The 15,786-nt window shown below is 49.3% G+C and carries 15 protein-coding genes and 1 tRNA gene; 10 read left to right on the forward strand and 6 right to left on the reverse strand.

The window, feature by feature from the left end:
• The first annotated feature begins 299 nt into the window (after positions 1-299).
• Entirely contained in the window at positions 300-614 is a 315-nt protein-coding gene (locus tag DESTI_RS10955) for a helix-turn-helix domain-containing protein (protein ID WP_014810024.1), read from the forward strand.
• The gene (locus DESTI_RS10960) at positions 605-1,876 is read left to right on the forward strand and encodes a tyrosine-type recombinase/integrase (protein ID WP_014810025.1); all 1,272 of its coding nucleotides are present in this window, start codon (positions 605-607) and stop codon (positions 1,874-1,876) included. The genes DESTI_RS10955 and DESTI_RS10960 overlap by 10 nt, the downstream gene beginning before the upstream one ends.
• Before the next feature lie 251 nt (positions 1,877-2,127).
• On the opposite strand, the gene DESTI_RS10965 is transcribed toward DESTI_RS10960, so the two are convergent.
• Together DESTI_RS10965 and DESTI_RS10970 are read right to left on the reverse strand one after the other, a co-directional pair.
• Positions 2,128-2,646 (reverse strand): hypothetical protein, encoded by a 519-nt coding sequence (locus tag DESTI_RS10965; RefSeq protein WP_014810026.1) that lies wholly within the window; start codon positions 2,644-2,646, stop codon positions 2,128-2,130.
• 9 nt (positions 2,647-2,655) lie between these two features.
• The gene (locus DESTI_RS10970) at positions 2,656-3,303 is read right to left on the reverse strand and encodes a hypothetical protein (protein WP_014810027.1); all 648 of its coding nucleotides are present in this window, start codon (positions 3,301-3,303) and stop codon (positions 2,656-2,658) included.
• A 901-nt stretch (positions 3,304-4,204) separates the two neighbouring features.
• On the opposite strand from DESTI_RS10970, the gene DESTI_RS10980 reads away from it, so the two are divergent.
• From DESTI_RS10980 to DESTI_RS11015, 8 genes are all read left to right on the forward strand, one after another.
• Complete coding sequence (locus DESTI_RS10980; protein WP_041286135.1) at positions 4,205-4,888, forward strand: recombinase family protein; 684 nt, start codon at positions 4,205-4,207, stop codon at positions 4,886-4,888.
• A 65-nt stretch (positions 4,889-4,953) separates the two neighbouring features.
• The gene (locus DESTI_RS10985; RefSeq protein ID WP_014810030.1) at positions 4,954-5,529 is read left to right on the forward strand and encodes a hypothetical protein; all 576 of its coding nucleotides are present in this window, start codon (positions 4,954-4,956) and stop codon (positions 5,527-5,529) included.
• A 115-nt stretch (positions 5,530-5,644) separates the two neighbouring features.
• The gene (locus DESTI_RS10990) at positions 5,645-5,884 is read left to right on the forward strand and encodes a helix-turn-helix domain-containing protein (protein ID WP_041286136.1); all 240 of its coding nucleotides are present in this window, start codon (positions 5,645-5,647) and stop codon (positions 5,882-5,884) included.
• 279 nt (positions 5,885-6,163) lie between these two features.
• Positions 6,164-8,956 (forward strand): bifunctional DNA primase/polymerase, encoded by a 2,793-nt coding sequence (locus tag DESTI_RS28745; RefSeq protein WP_014810031.1) that lies wholly within the window; start codon positions 6,164-6,166, stop codon positions 8,954-8,956.
• Positions 8,957-9,324: 368 nt separating this feature from the next.
• Positions 9,325-9,873: a hypothetical protein gene (locus tag DESTI_RS11000; protein WP_014810032.1), complete on the forward strand. Its 549-nt coding sequence runs from the start codon at positions 9,325-9,327 to the stop codon at positions 9,871-9,873.
• A gap of 288 nt (positions 9,874-10,161) precedes the next feature.
• Entirely contained in the window at positions 10,162-10,944 is a 783-nt protein-coding gene (locus DESTI_RS11005) for a DUF5131 family protein (RefSeq protein ID WP_014810034.1), read from the forward strand.
• A gap of 307 nt (positions 10,945-11,251) precedes the next feature.
• Positions 11,252-11,713: a helix-turn-helix domain-containing protein gene (locus tag DESTI_RS31745; RefSeq protein WP_014810035.1), complete on the forward strand. Its 462-nt coding sequence runs from the start codon at positions 11,252-11,254 to the stop codon at positions 11,711-11,713.
• Positions 11,707-13,029, forward strand: a complete 1,323-nt coding sequence (locus tag DESTI_RS11015; protein ID WP_014810036.1) for a tyrosine-type recombinase/integrase — start codon at positions 11,707-11,709, stop codon at positions 13,027-13,029. The genes DESTI_RS31745 and DESTI_RS11015 overlap by 7 nt, the downstream gene beginning before the upstream one ends.
• An 18-nt stretch (positions 13,030-13,047) precedes the next feature.
• On the opposite strand, the gene DESTI_RS11020 is transcribed toward DESTI_RS11015, so the two are convergent.
• From DESTI_RS11020 to DESTI_RS31220, 4 genes are all read right to left on the reverse strand, one after another.
• A tRNA-Pro gene (locus tag DESTI_RS11020) sits at positions 13,048-13,124 on the reverse strand.
• A 449-nt stretch (positions 13,125-13,573) separates the two neighbouring features.
• A complete protein-coding gene (locus DESTI_RS11025) occupies positions 13,574-14,599 on the reverse strand; it encodes an efflux RND transporter periplasmic adaptor subunit (protein ID WP_014810037.1) in 1,026 nt (341 codons plus the stop codon).
• A complete protein-coding gene (locus DESTI_RS11030; RefSeq protein ID WP_237671472.1) occupies positions 14,596-15,159 on the reverse strand; it encodes an ABC transporter ATP-binding protein in 564 nt (187 codons plus the stop codon). Before DESTI_RS11030 ends, DESTI_RS11025 begins: the two co-directional genes overlap by 4 nt.
• On the reverse strand, positions 15,141-15,341 hold the full coding sequence (locus tag DESTI_RS31220) for a hypothetical protein (protein WP_211213773.1): 201 nt from the start codon (positions 15,339-15,341) through the stop codon (positions 15,141-15,143). The genes DESTI_RS11030 and DESTI_RS31220 overlap by 19 nt, the downstream gene beginning before the upstream one ends.
• Positions 15,342-15,786 lie beyond the last annotated feature (445 nt).

The raw sequence follows: 15,786 nt of genomic DNA on the forward strand, positions 1-15,786 counted from the left end.
GCGATTATCAAAGGAATGTGGGTATACCCGCTGGGATTATCACACTGGACTGCAACTTGTAGTTATAATTAAGACAGTTGAATCAGCAAGGCCTTACATACGAAACAATACCGACACAAAGAAATCAACCATAAGGGGCTCAGAATCAATTCTGAGCGATTTTACATATCAGGGTACATACTGCCCTGCCCAAACAGAGAATTCGCGTCTGCGAGGTTCTCGTTAACCAAACATAAGAAGGCCTCCGCACCCTCCGACGGGGGCCTTCAAACAATTGCTAACGGAGGAAGGAACCATGAATGGAAAGAAAGGAGTTATTGACGGCTGAAGAAGCTGGAGCCTATTTGAATGTGTCAAAGGCCACCATTTTGAAATGGGCAAGAAAAGGCAAAATTGAAAGAGTAAAGATTTCGGCCAAGATCGTGTTATTTAGCAGAGAGGCCATAGATAATTTTTTGAGAGAGAAAACGGATAAGGTAGAATCAAAAACAACGAATCACCAACATGCCGTACGTACGGCAAGTTACCCTAAGGCGGTTCAGAAAGGAGGTGGTAAGAAAAGTTCAGGGGAATCTTGGCGAGACCTCAGACAGGAGGTTTCGTCATGGGATTGATGAAAATCGGCGATAAATACTATGTTTCATTCAAGTGGAAGGGGCACCGCATAAGGACGGTATCCCCAGCCACGAACTCGACAGACGCAAAGAAGATAGAGAAAGCTGTGAAGACGGCATTTACCATTGGCTCTTTTGGCCATTTAGACCCTGACTGTCTTGATGTTGTCCTCAGGACGTATGAGAACAAGGGATGGGCTTTGCCCCCTGAACTTGCACGCCCCGAGCCGACCGAGGAACTGACTTTGATTAGGGCCACGAGAGAATACCTGAAGGCTGACCCCAAACACAGGTCTGAGAGAAACCTCTATGCTATTGACCGCATCACTGAGCACTTTGGCGAGCAGTATCCGCTGAAGGACATGAAGGTTGCCCAGATCAGGAAATACCAGGTGGCTAGACAGAAGAAAGTGGAAAACAGCACGATTAACAGAGAGGTTTCTGTGCTATCTGGGATCATGCGGAACCAGGTTGAACTCGGCCATCTGGAATTCAATCCTTGCTTAATGGCGAGGCGGCTGCCTGCCAATCAAAGGGACTCGTATCTATCCTGGAAGGACTTCAACTCGTTGTTAAAGCACTCCTGGTGGTTGCATGACGTTTTGGTCATGCTTTACTACACGGGAATGCGATTCAATGAGGTGGTAAACCTACGATGGGAGATGTACAAACCCGAGAGGCGCATGCTGATATTGCCCCCTGATACTACGAAAGAGGGAAAAAACCCAAACAAGCTCAGGCTAAGGCCCAAACGTGTTCCTTTAAGGAAAGAGGTCGTCGAGCTTCTGGAATCTCTGCGTAGAAAGCGGGGCGGCAATGTGGTCCAAGCCGTAGGAAAGATCTTCTCCTATACGGGCCGCTTCAAGAATAGCGAGAAGATGTATCACGGGATGGACATCGATCATTCCACGGTAAGGAAGTGCTGGGCACGTGCAATCAAATTGGCTGAAGTGCCTGGGCTCCAAATGCGGGACTTACGTCATACGTGGAAAACGAACGCGCAGAGATCGGGTATGGACCCAACAGTTCGTAATCTGATCGTGGGGCATTCCACCGAGAGGTCAGTGGCCGACAGGTACATACGAGTTTCTGATGAAGAGCTTCTCAGAGCAGTGGACAGTATGAGCTTCGATCATGGATGGACGGAGCTGGATCTCGTCGAGGATACCGAAGAGAAGCTCGATGAAAAAGGGGCCAAAAAAGTGCCAAAAGGTCAGTCAAAAAGAAAAATCAGAGTGCAGCGCTCCATTGCAACACTCTGATTTAATTTAGCTTTTCTGGTCGGGACGACTGGATTTGAACCAGCGACCCCTGCATCCCGAATGCAAATAACAGTAAAAACAGCACTTTAAGAGAATCGCTTCATCAGGCGCTTTTCCCTATGATTCCAAATAGCTGAATGTCTTTATTAAGACCCTTTGAACCTTTTTAATCCCTATTAATTCCCTTCATTTTCGAGCTTGGGAGTAATATGGGAGTAACGGTTTTTGAGCAAATAAAAATGCGGGTTTTACTACCAAGGCCAGAACTTCCCACCTTGATCATCAGCTTTAATCGTCTCCACAGGCGCGATGTCTACAGTATGCACGTCATGGTTAAAATTCCAGAATGAAGTGGATTGTTGAGGCGAATCATCAGCTTTGGATAGGCTGACAGAATCGGTACCAAAGGCATTGTCGTACGATATGGGATCTGGCGCTAATGCGTCAATACGTTTTGACAGGCTGGCAATATCCGATTTGAGCTGGCCTATTGCTGGACTCGAAGAAGAGGATTGTCTACCATTGCGAGCATTCGCACTTTTCGCAAGCTGGCGAACATTATCCCTTATCGTGTTAGCATCTTTGACTGCACCCTGTAATTTTTGCAAAACGCTATTAATACTCATGTTTTCTCCTGTATCAGCTTTAATTATCTGAAATGGTATTTGATTCGCACCTTTAGGCACGAGACTGATAAATTGCACGTCAATGTTCGTCAATTTGTTGACTGGCACCCATTTTTCTGACCATTCGACAGTTTTAATCGCCATTTCGACACCTTATCCAGCTTTGCGAAGCACTTTCTCAGAAATGGGGGTGAGATGGGTACGCGGGTCTCTACTCCCCAAAGGCGCGAGCAGGCATTCCCAGCGCAAGTCAAAGCCTGTCAGATTGGCGAAAAATCGCTCGTACAGCTTCACGACATAGCCCTTATGCTTCTCGCGTGCCGGTCTGTTCGTCTCAATGGATTTGACCAATTCAAGGGTGATTTCGATGAAATCAGGCTCCGGATTCGTTTTCAACCATTTCGACATGACGGCGAAACTAGACACAGATTGCGACCAAATCTTGTAATCGTTGGGTGAGAGAGCAGCTTTCGCAAATGCAATTTGCGATTCCCGCCATGCTTTGCGCTGGTTAGACAAATCGGTCTTTGCAAACTGGCTCAATGCAGCCCTAAAATCCTCGATGCTCCACCCCTGTTCCTGTCTGATTTTCTGGAGTAAACAAATACCCCGATAATTGCGACCACGGTTGATATCCCGTGCATGCTGAACAGTGAAGCAGGTTCCCACAAGAGCCTGTAATTGCGGTGCTGGCATTGCGTCCATAAGCTCAACGCATTGACGGAAACCACGATCTAAAAGGTGATATCGCACTTCGTAAATATCGTTAGAATATGCCTGAATCGAATTAGAGTTTTCCATAATGTATGCCTTTCCTGAGATATCCGTATTCAATTATACCAAAATGAGGTTGTGCTGGTTGTCTCTACCAATTACCGCGCGACCCGCGTCTATTCGCAATTGCTGGACGCACATTACTGTTATCACCCATGCCTAACGCACGCGCTACCAGTTCGCGAGTGAGAGCAGAAATAGTCTTGCGCTGTTCGTTCGCCATATTAACCAATGCATCATGCATCGTTTGAGGCAATTTGAACGTGACCGGGACCGTTATAGGCTGGCTCTCTGTTGCAATCATGGGGATTTCTCCTATCAACGTATCATTTAGCAGGAACTTCCTGCGCACTGTCTCAGCCTGAACTGTAGTATTTAGGCTGATTATCAATTGGTTGCTGCATGGTGACTGTAACAATTAACGAGCCATACAGGTGGAAAAGGTATACTTCACAAAGGAGCATACAGCAAGACATATTCGATGCAAGACGTGCACATAATCGCGGGCAAAATTTGCCGCGCATTGGCCTGAGATATCAACTACCCCGGTTCAGACATCGCTTTTTCCGACGAAATGGTTCCAATGCTGGGGTGGTAGCTAACCTGCTGACATGACAGGCGGAACGCCAATCGTGCTACGCTGGGCGCAACGTGAGCGCTGGTTGATGCCTATCGACCTGGACGTGTGAGCGTATGACACTTCAAAGTCTCATACATGCAAGACACTGAGCGCGCAGTGTATGACATTAATGGTGTCGTCTGTTATGGCTCATTTTACATGTCTTGCACGAGATGCGCGCTGTCATACAAGAGACTGATAGAAAAAGATGCAAGTGTCTTGCAAGTGTATTGCATTTCTCTTGACAGGGTGGAATAAGTGTCATACACTGCAATACATAAGGGATGCACGTTGAAAGGGGTAGAGACAATGAGAGCCATAGGATACGCAAGAGTGAGCAGCAGGGAACAGATTGACGGTACGAGCCTGGAATCTCAAGAGACTATGATTCGCCAGTATGCAGCACTGAAGGGTATGGAGCTGGTTGACGTGCTGGTTGACGCTGGCGTATCTGGTGGCAAGCCTCTCGCCTCAAGACCTGAAGGTGCACGTCTGGCTGAAATGGTGGGCTCTGGTGAGGTTCAGGCTGTCATTATTTGCAAGCTGGACAGAGGTTTTAGAAGCGCCTCCGATTGCCTGAACAATGTTGAGGCATGGGAAAAAGACAGTGTGAGCTTGCATATCCTGAATCTTGGGGGACAGAGCATCGATACGAGCACTCCGACCGGAAAGTTTTTCATTACGATAATGGCCGGTGCAGCCGAACTCGAAAGGAATATGATAAACGAGCGCTGCAATGAAGGAAGGAAAGCGAGAAAAGCAGAGGGAAAAAGGATTGGCGAACTCCCCTATGGTTATGACCTCGCAGACGATGGAAAGCTGGTCGAAAACGAGACTGAGCAGAGAGCATTGACGATAATCAGAGACATGAAAAATGCTGGTAGCTCTCTGAGAACCATAGCGAATCATCTGAATGAGCATGGTTACACCCCCAAGAAATCGCCAGTATGGACTCATGGACACGTTCAAAGCGTTTTAAGACGTGCCGCATAACAGATACGACCATAACGGACTTGGGGGAACTCCCCCCAGGTTCCCTATTATAAGGAAGGTACAACATGGAAAAATCGCAGATTATCGCAGAAATTATCAGGGTTGCTGGTGAGATTGGCTTCAATCGCAAAGATTGGCAGAAATTCGTGGACACATTGAATAAACAGGAGATTACTACCACGACAGGCAAAGCGTGGAGCAAATCCAGTCTTGATATGTTTTGCAAAAGAGAGCACATCGAATTTGCAATACAGCCAAACGCAGTGCAAGACACGCGACCTGATGAAATACAGTGTGCTCCACTGCAAGACAGCGAACCAATTGACGAACCTGCAAGACAAGAGAGTGCATCTGTCATACAGCTAAATGACCATGATGCAGGCGAACTGAACGAATTACTGACATGGTGGAAAGAAAATAAAGGAGTAATGATGCCTAAACCTATTGATATCAGACCCTCATTCAAGAGGGGGTCTGTTCAAGAACAGAAAACTGTTACATTCCGATTCAACCAAGAGCTGCTGAATAGAGCGCGAGAGCTGGCTGTAAGCAAAAAATCTCTGACAGGTGGCACTCTGAATGGACTTGTCGAGGTCTTGCTATGGCAGGCGCTGGGGTCTCCTGACGACTTGATTGACTAAAAAAATATTGACCTCTGGTTTGAACGCGTATACTCCTACCCCCCAAGGGGAAGGTTTACATGCTTTGGCATGTAATAAAAAGTGACTCTGGAAGGTACCTGCACTTTTGGAGGGAATGAAGGTTCCGTTGACTCGCTTAGAATGCCTCAGACGTTTGGCTGGTTTATCGCAGAAAGAATTAGCGCAAAAAATCAATTATGGCTCCACGACGCCAATTTCATTAGTGGAGCGCGAGCGTAAGACCTCGCAAAGAGTTGTTACTGGCAAGTTTAAGAAATTGTTAGAGCAGTTTTTCGATGTTCCTTTTCCCAAATTGGCTGAAAAACTCGATTTATCGAAACTCTTGACCCAATAGTTTTACTGTAATTCGTCGTATCTCTCCCCCTGTTTCCAGGCGTGTGTGACAAGCTACGTGCTGTGTATGACATGCCGGAAAAACTGAAACCCATCTGGTGAGGATGGGTTCCTGGAGAGATTCCGATGGAAAAAATGATGTGATGACCATTTATTTATTCAAAAACTCCCCATTTATCAAGCATTTTTGTCGAATTCGACACGAAAAAAATCGCGTCAAGGTGTGTACGTACTGGTGCGACTTCAATTCATTTTCAATTTTTTACCTGGAGGATTACCGATGGAATCTGCTGGCGCTATTGTTACGACAGAAATTAAGAGGCTGGAATCTATTGTCTCGCCAGACGTGAGCTTGGTAAGTCAAAGCCACGCGAGAGACATAATTACAAATCACCACAATTACAGGTTCCCAGATATATTTGAGAAATACTTCCCTGACTGTTCAAAAAACCAGACGTGTCCAAAATGTGGGGTTGAGGGATACCAAATAAACGAGACTCAGGGGATTTGCGCCAATGAGGACTGTAAAGAGTCTTTAGACGTAATGGACCTGAGAATGATGCGTCACAATCTAACTGAAAGAACCTGCACAAAGACTGACATTTACGCTCTGTACGCTGCTGAAATTGGTTTTTGTGTTGAGCGCAGACCTTTGACCTTAGAGCAGCGAACCTACACAAAAGCTCTCCTGAGTTCAATTCTCAGGTATCTGAGGCTTGGCTGGTCACTCTTTTTATGCTGGTGGATTGTGCCAGAGGAAACAGAGAAGGGGATTCAATACGTCTGCGCATGCTCGAAATGGAAACGTAAAAGCGCGAATACGAAATGTAGTCAGGGAAAACATCCTTTAGGGAGTCTCTACCCAGAAGGGTTCAAGGACGCCACAAAATCGCGTGTGGAGCTGTTTCAGCACGTCTCTAAAAATCCGATGGCGAATCTCGCAGTGGCGACAGGTAGCGTCTCAGGAATTTGGGTGCTGGACGTGGATTTATCCAAAGGTGAAGCGATTGGCCAAGAGAGTCTTGATAAGCTCATTCAGCAATATGGGGAGCTTCCTGACACTGTTGAGGGTATTACTGGTTCAAGTGGACGCCATTTGCTGTTTAAGTGGCCAAAAGGCAAGGTTATCAAATGCAGCAGTAATCAGGTTGCTCCTAAGCTCGATGTCCGCGCGGAAGGTGGATACATCGTCACAGCTCCGTCACTTCATGAAAGTGGATCCGCGTACCGCTGGAAAGAAGGACACGCACCAGGAGAAATCGAGATTGCAGAGGCTCCTAATTGGCTGATTGACCTTTGTGTTCAGGCTGGGGAGAAACAGGAACGTGAGAGCCAAAAGGAGCCAAAACGCGAGAAGCAGAACCACGCTCATTCTTCACGTCATGACAGCGACCCCAGACTAGAAACATTAAAGAAGTTAGACCCTTATCGCGTGATAACTGCATGTGGAAAACAGGCGTATGGCAAGAAAACGAGCGTCCGCGATGAAAAAGACCCCAGCGTGCAAATTAATGACGATTGGTCCCCCCCTGCATTCTACGACCATGGGACCAAAGAAACTTTCGATATTATTGGTTTTGTGGAGCGCTCTCTAGGCCTCAGTTTTATTGAAGCGTGCAATTTTTTGTGTGACCTGGAAGGATTGCCGCGATTCCAATTTGGTTCAAAAGATTATCAGAGGAAGCAGGAAGGGAGTTTCTACAATGAAGGTGGAGTTAAGCGAGAGCCAAACAAGGTCCATATTTTCCCTGATTACGAGACAGCATGCCTATTCGCTGACGTTTGCAGCACTGCACTAATTGGTGGTTATGGCGCTGCAACAGGCAAAGAGAGGCTTCCAGGGAGTATGGGGGACGATTCGCGCGAGGTGTTTATCTTCACTGACGCTGCCAATGATATCCAGGTTAAAGGCTCCCAGAAGCTCGCTAATGGTATTTGTCGATGTAATAAAGAATTGAAACTAGTCGATTTGTCCCCTTTTTTGGGGGGTATCTCCCTGCAATCGTATTGCGCGAAACACGACCTTGACCACGTGAAGACCCTCTTGAGAGGCGTTTCCCAAAAAACAGAGCTTTTCGAGCCTCCGATTTTACAGACCAATACTGGCCACCTGATTCAAGTCAGTAATTATGCAGACCTTGCCAAAAAGGTCTTTCCAAAAATCAACTGGATAGTCCCCAGGATTATCATGGAAAGCAATCTCATCCTATTCGCAGCGCCACCTAAAGGTGGAAAGTCACTATTCTGCACCAATGTTTCGCTTGCTGTTTCGTCTGGTGGCCTAGCGCTGGGAGAACTCCAGTGTATCCAAGGCAAAACGCTGTATTTGGCTCTGGAAGACTCTGAACGTCGATTGCAGGCACGTCTGATAACTATGAATGAGGGTAAGCCTCTGCCTGCTGATGCCTTGTACACCCGCGACTGGCCAGCATTTCCAGAAGGAATTGAGATGCTTCAGCGTTGGCTGGACAAAAATCAGGATTGCAGGCTGGTCATAATCGACACAATTCAGAAATTGAAGCCTCTTTCTGACAAATCGCGAAGCGAATATGCGAACGATTATGCTTTGCTTGGTCCGCTACACCGATTGGCACTGGATCGCAATTTGGCAATCATTGCAGTGCATCACACTCGAAAACAGCAGGCTGGCAACGATTCAGACCCTTTCGAGCGTCCTTTAGGCTCCCAAGCGCAGATGGGAGTATGCGACAGCACAATCATTCTTGAGCGCTCTTTTGGGACAAATGAGGGGACGCTATACATCAAAGGACGCGACATTGAGGAATCGACTTTTACCCTCGAATTCGACGCAGCAACGCTGAACTGGCGATATGTTGGGATTGCGTCAGACGTGAAGCTGTCCAAGGAATCGAAAGAAATTCTGGAAATATTGCGTAAGGCTAAAGGCGTGCCTCTGTCTGCAAGAGATTTCGCTGAAAAGCTCGATGTGAGCAGGCGTACAATCCAGAAACGCTTGGAGCGCTTGGTTGATAGGGAAGAGATTGTCAAAGCTGCTGGCCAGGAAGGAAAGTATCTGCTGTCGCCTGACGAGAGATTCAAGTGTCCATTTTAATCAGAAATTCCTTAGATACCTGTCGCCATGTCGCTATATATAGCAAAGTGTAATAATAATAATAATATAGAGGTATATAAGTGACTACACCCCCCCCCTTCACCCCCTGTCGCTCCTGTCGCCACATGCATAATTACTGGCGACAGGGGCGACACCCAGCGACACCCCCCCCTGTCGCACAGAAGTAATGGATATGACAGGGGATATATACCATTGCGACAGTTTTACGTATATATGGCGACAATGAGTTTTTTCGACTGTCGCTACGAACGAACGAACGAGACGAACGAACGCATTTCTGAAATTGGTTGACTGACGACAGCCTGAATTTCAGGCGAACGATAATTGATACATGGAGGAATTGTGCTATGAAAGGCTTGATTGGCGAGGAGCAGACGTATGGACCCTGGAAACTCTCACGCGAGACAGTGGACCGCTGGCCATTGCTCGACAAATGCTACGCACAATCGATTAACACCGACCTGTCCCGAGCAATCGAGACGGGATTTCTGGTTGATACGGTATCTGGACGGAGACGGTACCGGGATGGAATCCGGGGGATTGTTGCGCATGAGAGATATTATGGCTGGGCATGCTCCGTATTAATCCCGTTCGTATCTTTCGTCCCGAGACGGAAATTGACGTCCGTTCAAATCGATCTGTTACCATCGTGCCAAACATTTCCGGAAACGGTCCTGGACAAGCTCGAAACGCTTCTGATGCAGTATCGGGTACCGCGCGGTGATTACCTGATAGGACAGCGAGTGTCATTCGTGGACGCATTGCGATGCGATGCTGACGAGCTTGGCGCGCGGCTGGTCGAATTCGTGCAGGCCAATGCGAGATACAGAGAGCCTGAACGAACGGAATTTGAGCAAAGGCTGGGAGTTGTCAGGCCAGCACCATTTGCGTGCTAAGAGTGCTCACGTTCAGCATAGTGAAGACTGGCATACCCCCACCCCCAGTAATCGAGGGTTGCGAGAGGTACGCGAGCGGGTGAGACAGTAACGCTAATTCACTATGCTGAATATCCTGACACATAACGAAAATAAAGGCTTAATCATTTCGAGCACTTGCGCGTCTTATAAAATCATGCGTGTGCAGGGAATAAATGATTGACTGGAGTCACTGCCATGATATGACAGGGGAAGGACACGTATACGTCAAGCATTTTAATGATTTGGTTCATTTTGGAGGGATTGACGATGATGAATTTGAGTGGTGCGAGACAGAGTAGTTTATTTGCTGAGGAAACGAGGGTTGAGCAGGTTGAGCAGGTTGTTACTGCGCGGAAGGTTGCCAGGAAGACGTTTAATCGACCTAACGAAAATATCGAATGGACTGCATACTCTTGGAATCCAGTGACAGGGTGTCGATATAATTGCAGCTATTGCTATGCCAGAGGAATAGCGCATCGCTTCAATGGTGAGGCTGGATTTACGCCACAATTCCACGAGGACAGGTTGAACATGCCATACGACACGCCAATTCCACGAGGTGATGAGGCTGGAACCAGAAACGTGTTCGTCTGTTCGATGGCAGATTTATTTGGAGACTGGGTACCATGCGAATGGATTAACGCGATTTTGGACGTATGCAGGCGAACGCCACAAAGGACATACCTATTTCTGACGAAGAATCCCAAGGGGTATTTGGAGTTCAGCTTTCCGGAGAACTCATGGTTAGGTACGACCATTGACAGGCAATCGAGGGTTGAGCAAGCAATTGAGGCATTCGGTCAATTGGAGCATGGCACGAAATTCGTCTCGTGCGAGCCCATGCTTGAGGAATTGAGTTTCGAGAGTTTTCCATTCCATTGGTGCATCATTGGTGGAATGTCTCGCACTGGTAAGCCACCTATGCAGCCAGAATGGAGCTGGGTTGAATCTCTGATGACGACTGCCAGGGAAGCAGGAGCCAAGATATATCACAAGCCAAATTTGATTGTGCCTGCTGGAAGCGAGAGGTTGAAAGAGTATCCGGTATAAAATTCTATTGACACGTTGCGAGAGTTTCGACTACTCAGTGGAGCAAATCGAATCGGTAAAGTTTTGAAAGCGAACAAATTGCATGCTGTCAGTTCCCAGAATTGGCAGAGAACGGGATTTCCCATAGTATTGACGTCAATTGATTGCGATGCGCGTAATTGGATATCCGGTCTGTGTAGCTTCCCTGCTGCACCCTATCGTCTCACGAGAAAGGCACGCGGCTTGACGCGCTGTCTTGAGGCAAGTCGCACCTGTTAAGGTGTCCCCTGCATCGCGACCAGGGATAACGCGGAGGTGACCATGTATAGTGAATCACCTGGACAGAGAAGAGAGCGTAACAGAAGGACCATTTGAAGAAACTTTACAGCCAGTAAAGCAAGACTCCCCCATCCCTACCATTTTACGACCCCAGCAGGTTGCTGAACTCCTGCAAATGTCCACGAAGACCGTTCATGCGTTGTGTCGAGCTGGGAGATTGTCCTATTTCTGGATTAATGCCAAAGAGAGGCGTTTCACTGCTGACGATGTACACGCTTATTTAAGAGCGTGCCATGTGGAGTCGAGCGCTGTTCCTGCTGTTCGTGCTGGACGTGCGCGAGCTCAACAGAGGCGAATTGACGCGACCCCTGCGCAAGATCCTGTTGACACGTCCTGTCATAAACTCTTACCCTCTGACTCGAAAGGGGGTGACAGACAGGCGAGACGCAAGACGAATCATAGGGGAAACACTGATAGAGCGAGACTCAAAGAGGAGTTTCGTTCATGGTAATCATCAAAACGAGCAAAGGTCAGAGTGAGTACGCTCTTTTCTTCTATCCCTTCACAATACGACAGCTTGAAGGGATGGGATTAGAGGCGAAGAAAAAGAAAGTATTGTTGAGGCTTCCAGCATTAAAGTGTCCTTCTGCCAGAGGTGAGAAAGAGGCGAAGAGGATTGAAGCATTGATTTCCAATGCGTGCAAAAACTGGAATTTCAGTGAGCTGGACAGCGCGAGTCGTGAAGCGTGCGGTACAATGTTCAGGTCATTGGGAATCGAAGTACCGGCATCTTTAGGGATTGGACCAGAGCCAAGGCGCGAGTTTACGTTGAAAGATGCAAGCAAGCTATTTCTGACAGATCCAGAAATAAGAGATTCGCCTGGACGCTGGAGACACGAGGCGTCATTACTGAACCTTGTACCAAGGCTTGGCGCGAATACCCCAGTGAAGTTGATTAAGGTGGCGCACCTGAAACAGTATCAGAACGATAGACTGCGCGAGCGTAAACAGGCTTCGACAATCAATCGTGAGCTGGCCACCTTATCGAAGCTGTTCAGGATTCTGGTCGAGAATGACGTGGTGGACGTAAACCCTGTTCGTTCATTAAAGGCACTGTCTACACGGTCAGGCGAGCGCCAAGTGTATCTATCGTTCGCAGATGTGCAGCTAATCGCCTCGCATTGTCCAAAATGGTATCAGGATCTTATTTGGACTGCGTATTACACAGGCGCGAGACGTGGCGAGCTTTTAGCACTGACTCGAAAACAGGTGGACTTGGCCAAGCGCATTATCGTGATTTCACCAATGGCGACAAAAGAGGCGCACTGGAAAAGAATTCCCATTCATCAAGATTTACTCCCCACCATTGAACCATTGGTCAGGTTTGCACCTGCTGACACTGACAACCTTTTTCTGCTGAGAGATAGCAAGGGAGCACGTCCTATTGGTCTTGAGACTTTCAAAAACTGCTGGGATCGTGCATTGACTGCATTGGAGAAGAGTGGAGAGTGGAAACATGCACGTCCACGATTCCACGATTTACGTCATACGTGGCGAACCAATGCGCGAAGGTCTGGTATCGATTTCCAGATAGCGGAAACGATTTTAGGCCACCAAAATAAGGCTAGGAGCGTTTCTGACAGGTATGGACGCATCAGTGATAAAGAACTACTCGAAGCTATAGAGAAGCTCATAGTGGAAAATGGTGAAACTGAAGTCTTGTTAGCACGCGAGATTACAGGCAAAAATGGTCATGGGAGTAATATGGGAGTAACAGTTGAGCATCAGGGAAAGAAAAAAGCCACCCAGTTGGGTGGCCTGTCTTAATGATTTCAAGTAGTTACATGGTCGGGACGACTGGATTTGAACCAGCGACCCCTGCATCCCGAATGCAGTGCTCTACCAGGCTGAGCCACGTCCCGACTCCGCTAAACTACAGGCTTCTCGCGCTCCTGTCAAGTGCCTGCTGATTCTAAGATTGTCCCCGAGCTAACACCCAGCTAACAGGTTTCAAAACGAGGGGGCTGCAGCGGAAATGGGACATGCGTTACCGTAGGAGGTCGAAGTATCACGAACAATCCGGACATTGTCCGATGCGCTCATGGAGTGGACATGACACTAGTCTTTGTAAGGATTGTTTTACTGAATGAGTGCCCTCATCTCGTGACCAAACCCTCCGCCCCGTGCTTCCGAACTGCGTGTCCACAACTTTGGATTTTCCTGCCAGGAACTCGACGGCCAACCGATGGATTTTTATGATAGCAGATTTGCCGGAAAATAACGCCGAAAAAGACCGCCCCAGAATGTCCAGGGCTGATGGCCTATTCGGCCGCAAGCGCCGTTGGCAAGGTCTATGCGGGACATGGATCAATCAATGGTCGCAGGGGACCCGCACGGCATTCAGGAGATCTGCCAATGATTGTAGTTCGGGCCAAGAAGGACACAACCGGCAAGAAGCAACATTAGACTGCCTCAGAGGGTAACTGACCCCACTGCCATCGCTTGCTGATTCCTCGATGAACAAATCCATCTGCTGGCCAACATAGACGGGGCGCGCCGAATTGTTCGGGAATTTGTAAATGACTTGGAGCACGCTCGTGTCCACCCGCTCGGTACTTAATCCGGTGAGATTACGCTTCGGCGTGATGTAGGGCTCGATGCGAACAAACTCCATCGGGATGGGGCGCTGTGTGTCGCCCTTGAGGTAGCCGACGGCGTTGCTGCTGGGTTTTACGCGTGGTGCGATCTGCTCATCCACGTCGGCCCGCACCTGCAGTTCGTCAATCGAACCGAGCAAAATCAGCGTGGTACTCACGCCAGGCATGGCGTACTCACCCGCGCGCGTGTTGACTTGCAACACCGTCCCGGCGATGGGAGCTCGGACGGTCAGCCTGCTGATGAGCGACTCGGTTTGCTCAACAGTGGCGCAAGCGGACTCCACCCGCGCCTGTGCGATGGCGAACTCTTCACGACGCGTGTCGGCCTCGTCACGTGAAACCACATTGCTCGGCCGCAACGATTCCTTGACCTCGTACTGGCGGCGTGCCTTGGCGAGCTCGGCCTCTCGCACATGCAACTCGGCTCGTTGTGTCTTGAGTTGCGCCTGCAGTTCGCGGTCGTCCAACTGGAGTAACGGTGCGCCGGCCTCAACTCTGTCCCACACTTCTACGAACACGGTTTTCACCAGGGAAGACACAGGTACACCAATACTCGTGTTCTCACGCAAGGCTTCGACCATGCCTGCCGCTGCGATGACGTGCTCGGTCAGCTTTTGTACGGGCGCGACGGGCGGCTGCGGCATGGGCTCAACCGCCGTTGTTCTGTGAACCATAAGAATGACTGCTACGATACCAACGACAGCGGCTAACAAGGAAGACTTGCGCAGGAGTATGCTCACGAATCACCTCCTTGAAGTGTTTCAATGTTCGAGTAAGGCGCGACCCGCAAAATGCGTCCGTCTTCCATATGGGCGATGCGGTCGGCGTATTTGTATGTGCGCGGGTCGTGGGTGACGATGATGACAAGACGGTGGGCGTCACTCGCTGTTGCGCGAAGTATTTCCATGACCTGCCTGCCGGTTTCGGAGTCCAGAGCGGAAGTTGGCTCGTCGCAGACAAGCAGCGACGGCTCGTGTACCAAAGCGCGAGCGATGGCAACACGCTGCTGCTGTCCGCCGGAAAGACGTGACGGACGCTCGTTCGCCTTTTCATGGAGGCCGACGCGAGAGAGCATTTCCACGGAGCGAGTCATGGCTTTACCGGATGACACGCCCTGAATGCGGAGCGGGACGGCGACATTCTCCACGACGGTGAGCGTGGGCAGCAGATTGAACTGTTGGAAAATGAAGCCGACATGACGTGCACGAAATTGTGTGATGCGGGACGGCGACAACTGATGCAGATGGTGGCCGAACAAGGTCACTTCGCCCGAGTCCGCGTTCAGAGTGCCGCACAGCACGGAGAGTAGCGTCGTCTTACCACAGCCCGAAGGTCCAACGACAAGAGCATTTCGCCCATGTACGCGGTGAATTCGACGTGCTTAAGCACCGGCGTGACCTGCTCGCCGTTCCGGAACGATTTGTTCACAGCGGACAGATGCACGGCGGCCTTCAGGTCAGTTGTTTGTGCACTCGTGCTCATGCTCATCCTCGGAACACGATAGCTGGTTCAATACGAGACACGCGCCAGACGCTGAGGATCGCCACTCCCGTGCAAATCAGCGTAATCGCTATGAAGACAATCACGGGGATCTGCCAGAGGAGCAGCAAGGGCGCGCGACCTTCCGGCAAGACCTTTCGGCCTTCTCCGCTGCGCACCCACTCATCCCGCGCGTCGACCTTCTCGCCACAGAGGCGCAGAGGCTGTTGAACTTCAAAGTGGAGGCCGATGCACTCCGACGCGATCTGCGCTCATGGCCGGTCGCTTCTCGATTCGCTTCAGAACGTATGCAGTCCCGATAGGCGGCTAGCTGGATGGTCTGACCTCATCGGAGGTTACCATTGCGGAGTTGTTATCGAGGCAAGGCTACGCGACGTGGGATATGGGGGAAGTGGCATCTGGGAAGTGCCGAGGATCGATTTCCAAC

The organism is Desulfomonile tiedjei DSM 6799, assembly GCF_000266945.1.
GTDB lineage: Bacteria > Desulfobacterota > Desulfomonilia > Desulfomonilales > Desulfomonilaceae > Desulfomonile > Desulfomonile tiedjei.

Coding starts and splice junctions, on each gene's coding strand:
- DESTI_RS11000 (WP_014810032.1), top strand. CDS start 9,325: ATGAAAGGCTTGATTGGCGAGGAGCAGACGTATGGACCCTGGAAACTC.
- DESTI_RS10990 (WP_041286136.1), top strand. CDS start 5,645: ATGAAGGTTCCGTTGACTCGCTTAGAATGCCTCAGACGTTTGGCTGGT.
- DESTI_RS10970 (WP_014810027.1), bottom strand. CDS start 3,303: ATGGAAAACTCTAATTCGATTCAGGCATATTCTAACGATATTTACGAA.
- DESTI_RS10955 (WP_014810024.1), top strand. CDS start 300: ATGGAAAGAAAGGAGTTATTGACGGCTGAAGAAGCTGGAGCCTATTTG.
- DESTI_RS28745 (WP_014810031.1), top strand. CDS start 6,164: ATGGAATCTGCTGGCGCTATTGTTACGACAGAAATTAAGAGGCTGGAA.
- DESTI_RS11005 (WP_014810034.1), top strand. CDS start 10,162: ATGATGAATTTGAGTGGTGCGAGACAGAGTAGTTTATTTGCTGAGGAA.
- DESTI_RS10965 (WP_014810026.1), bottom strand. CDS start 2,646: ATGGCGATTAAAACTGTCGAATGGTCAGAAAAATGGGTGCCAGTCAAC.
- DESTI_RS11015 (WP_014810036.1), top strand. CDS start 11,707: ATGGTAATCATCAAAACGAGCAAAGGTCAGAGTGAGTACGCTCTTTTC.
- DESTI_RS10960 (WP_014810025.1), top strand. CDS start 605: ATGGGATTGATGAAAATCGGCGATAAATACTATGTTTCATTCAAGTGG.
- DESTI_RS10980 (WP_041286135.1), top strand. CDS start 4,205: ATGAGAGCCATAGGATACGCAAGAGTGAGCAGCAGGGAACAGATTGAC.
- DESTI_RS31220 (WP_211213773.1), bottom strand. CDS start 15,341: ATGAGCACGAGTGCACAAACAACTGACCTGAAGGCCGCCGTGCATCTG.
- DESTI_RS10985 (WP_014810030.1), top strand. CDS start 4,954: ATGGAAAAATCGCAGATTATCGCAGAAATTATCAGGGTTGCTGGTGAG.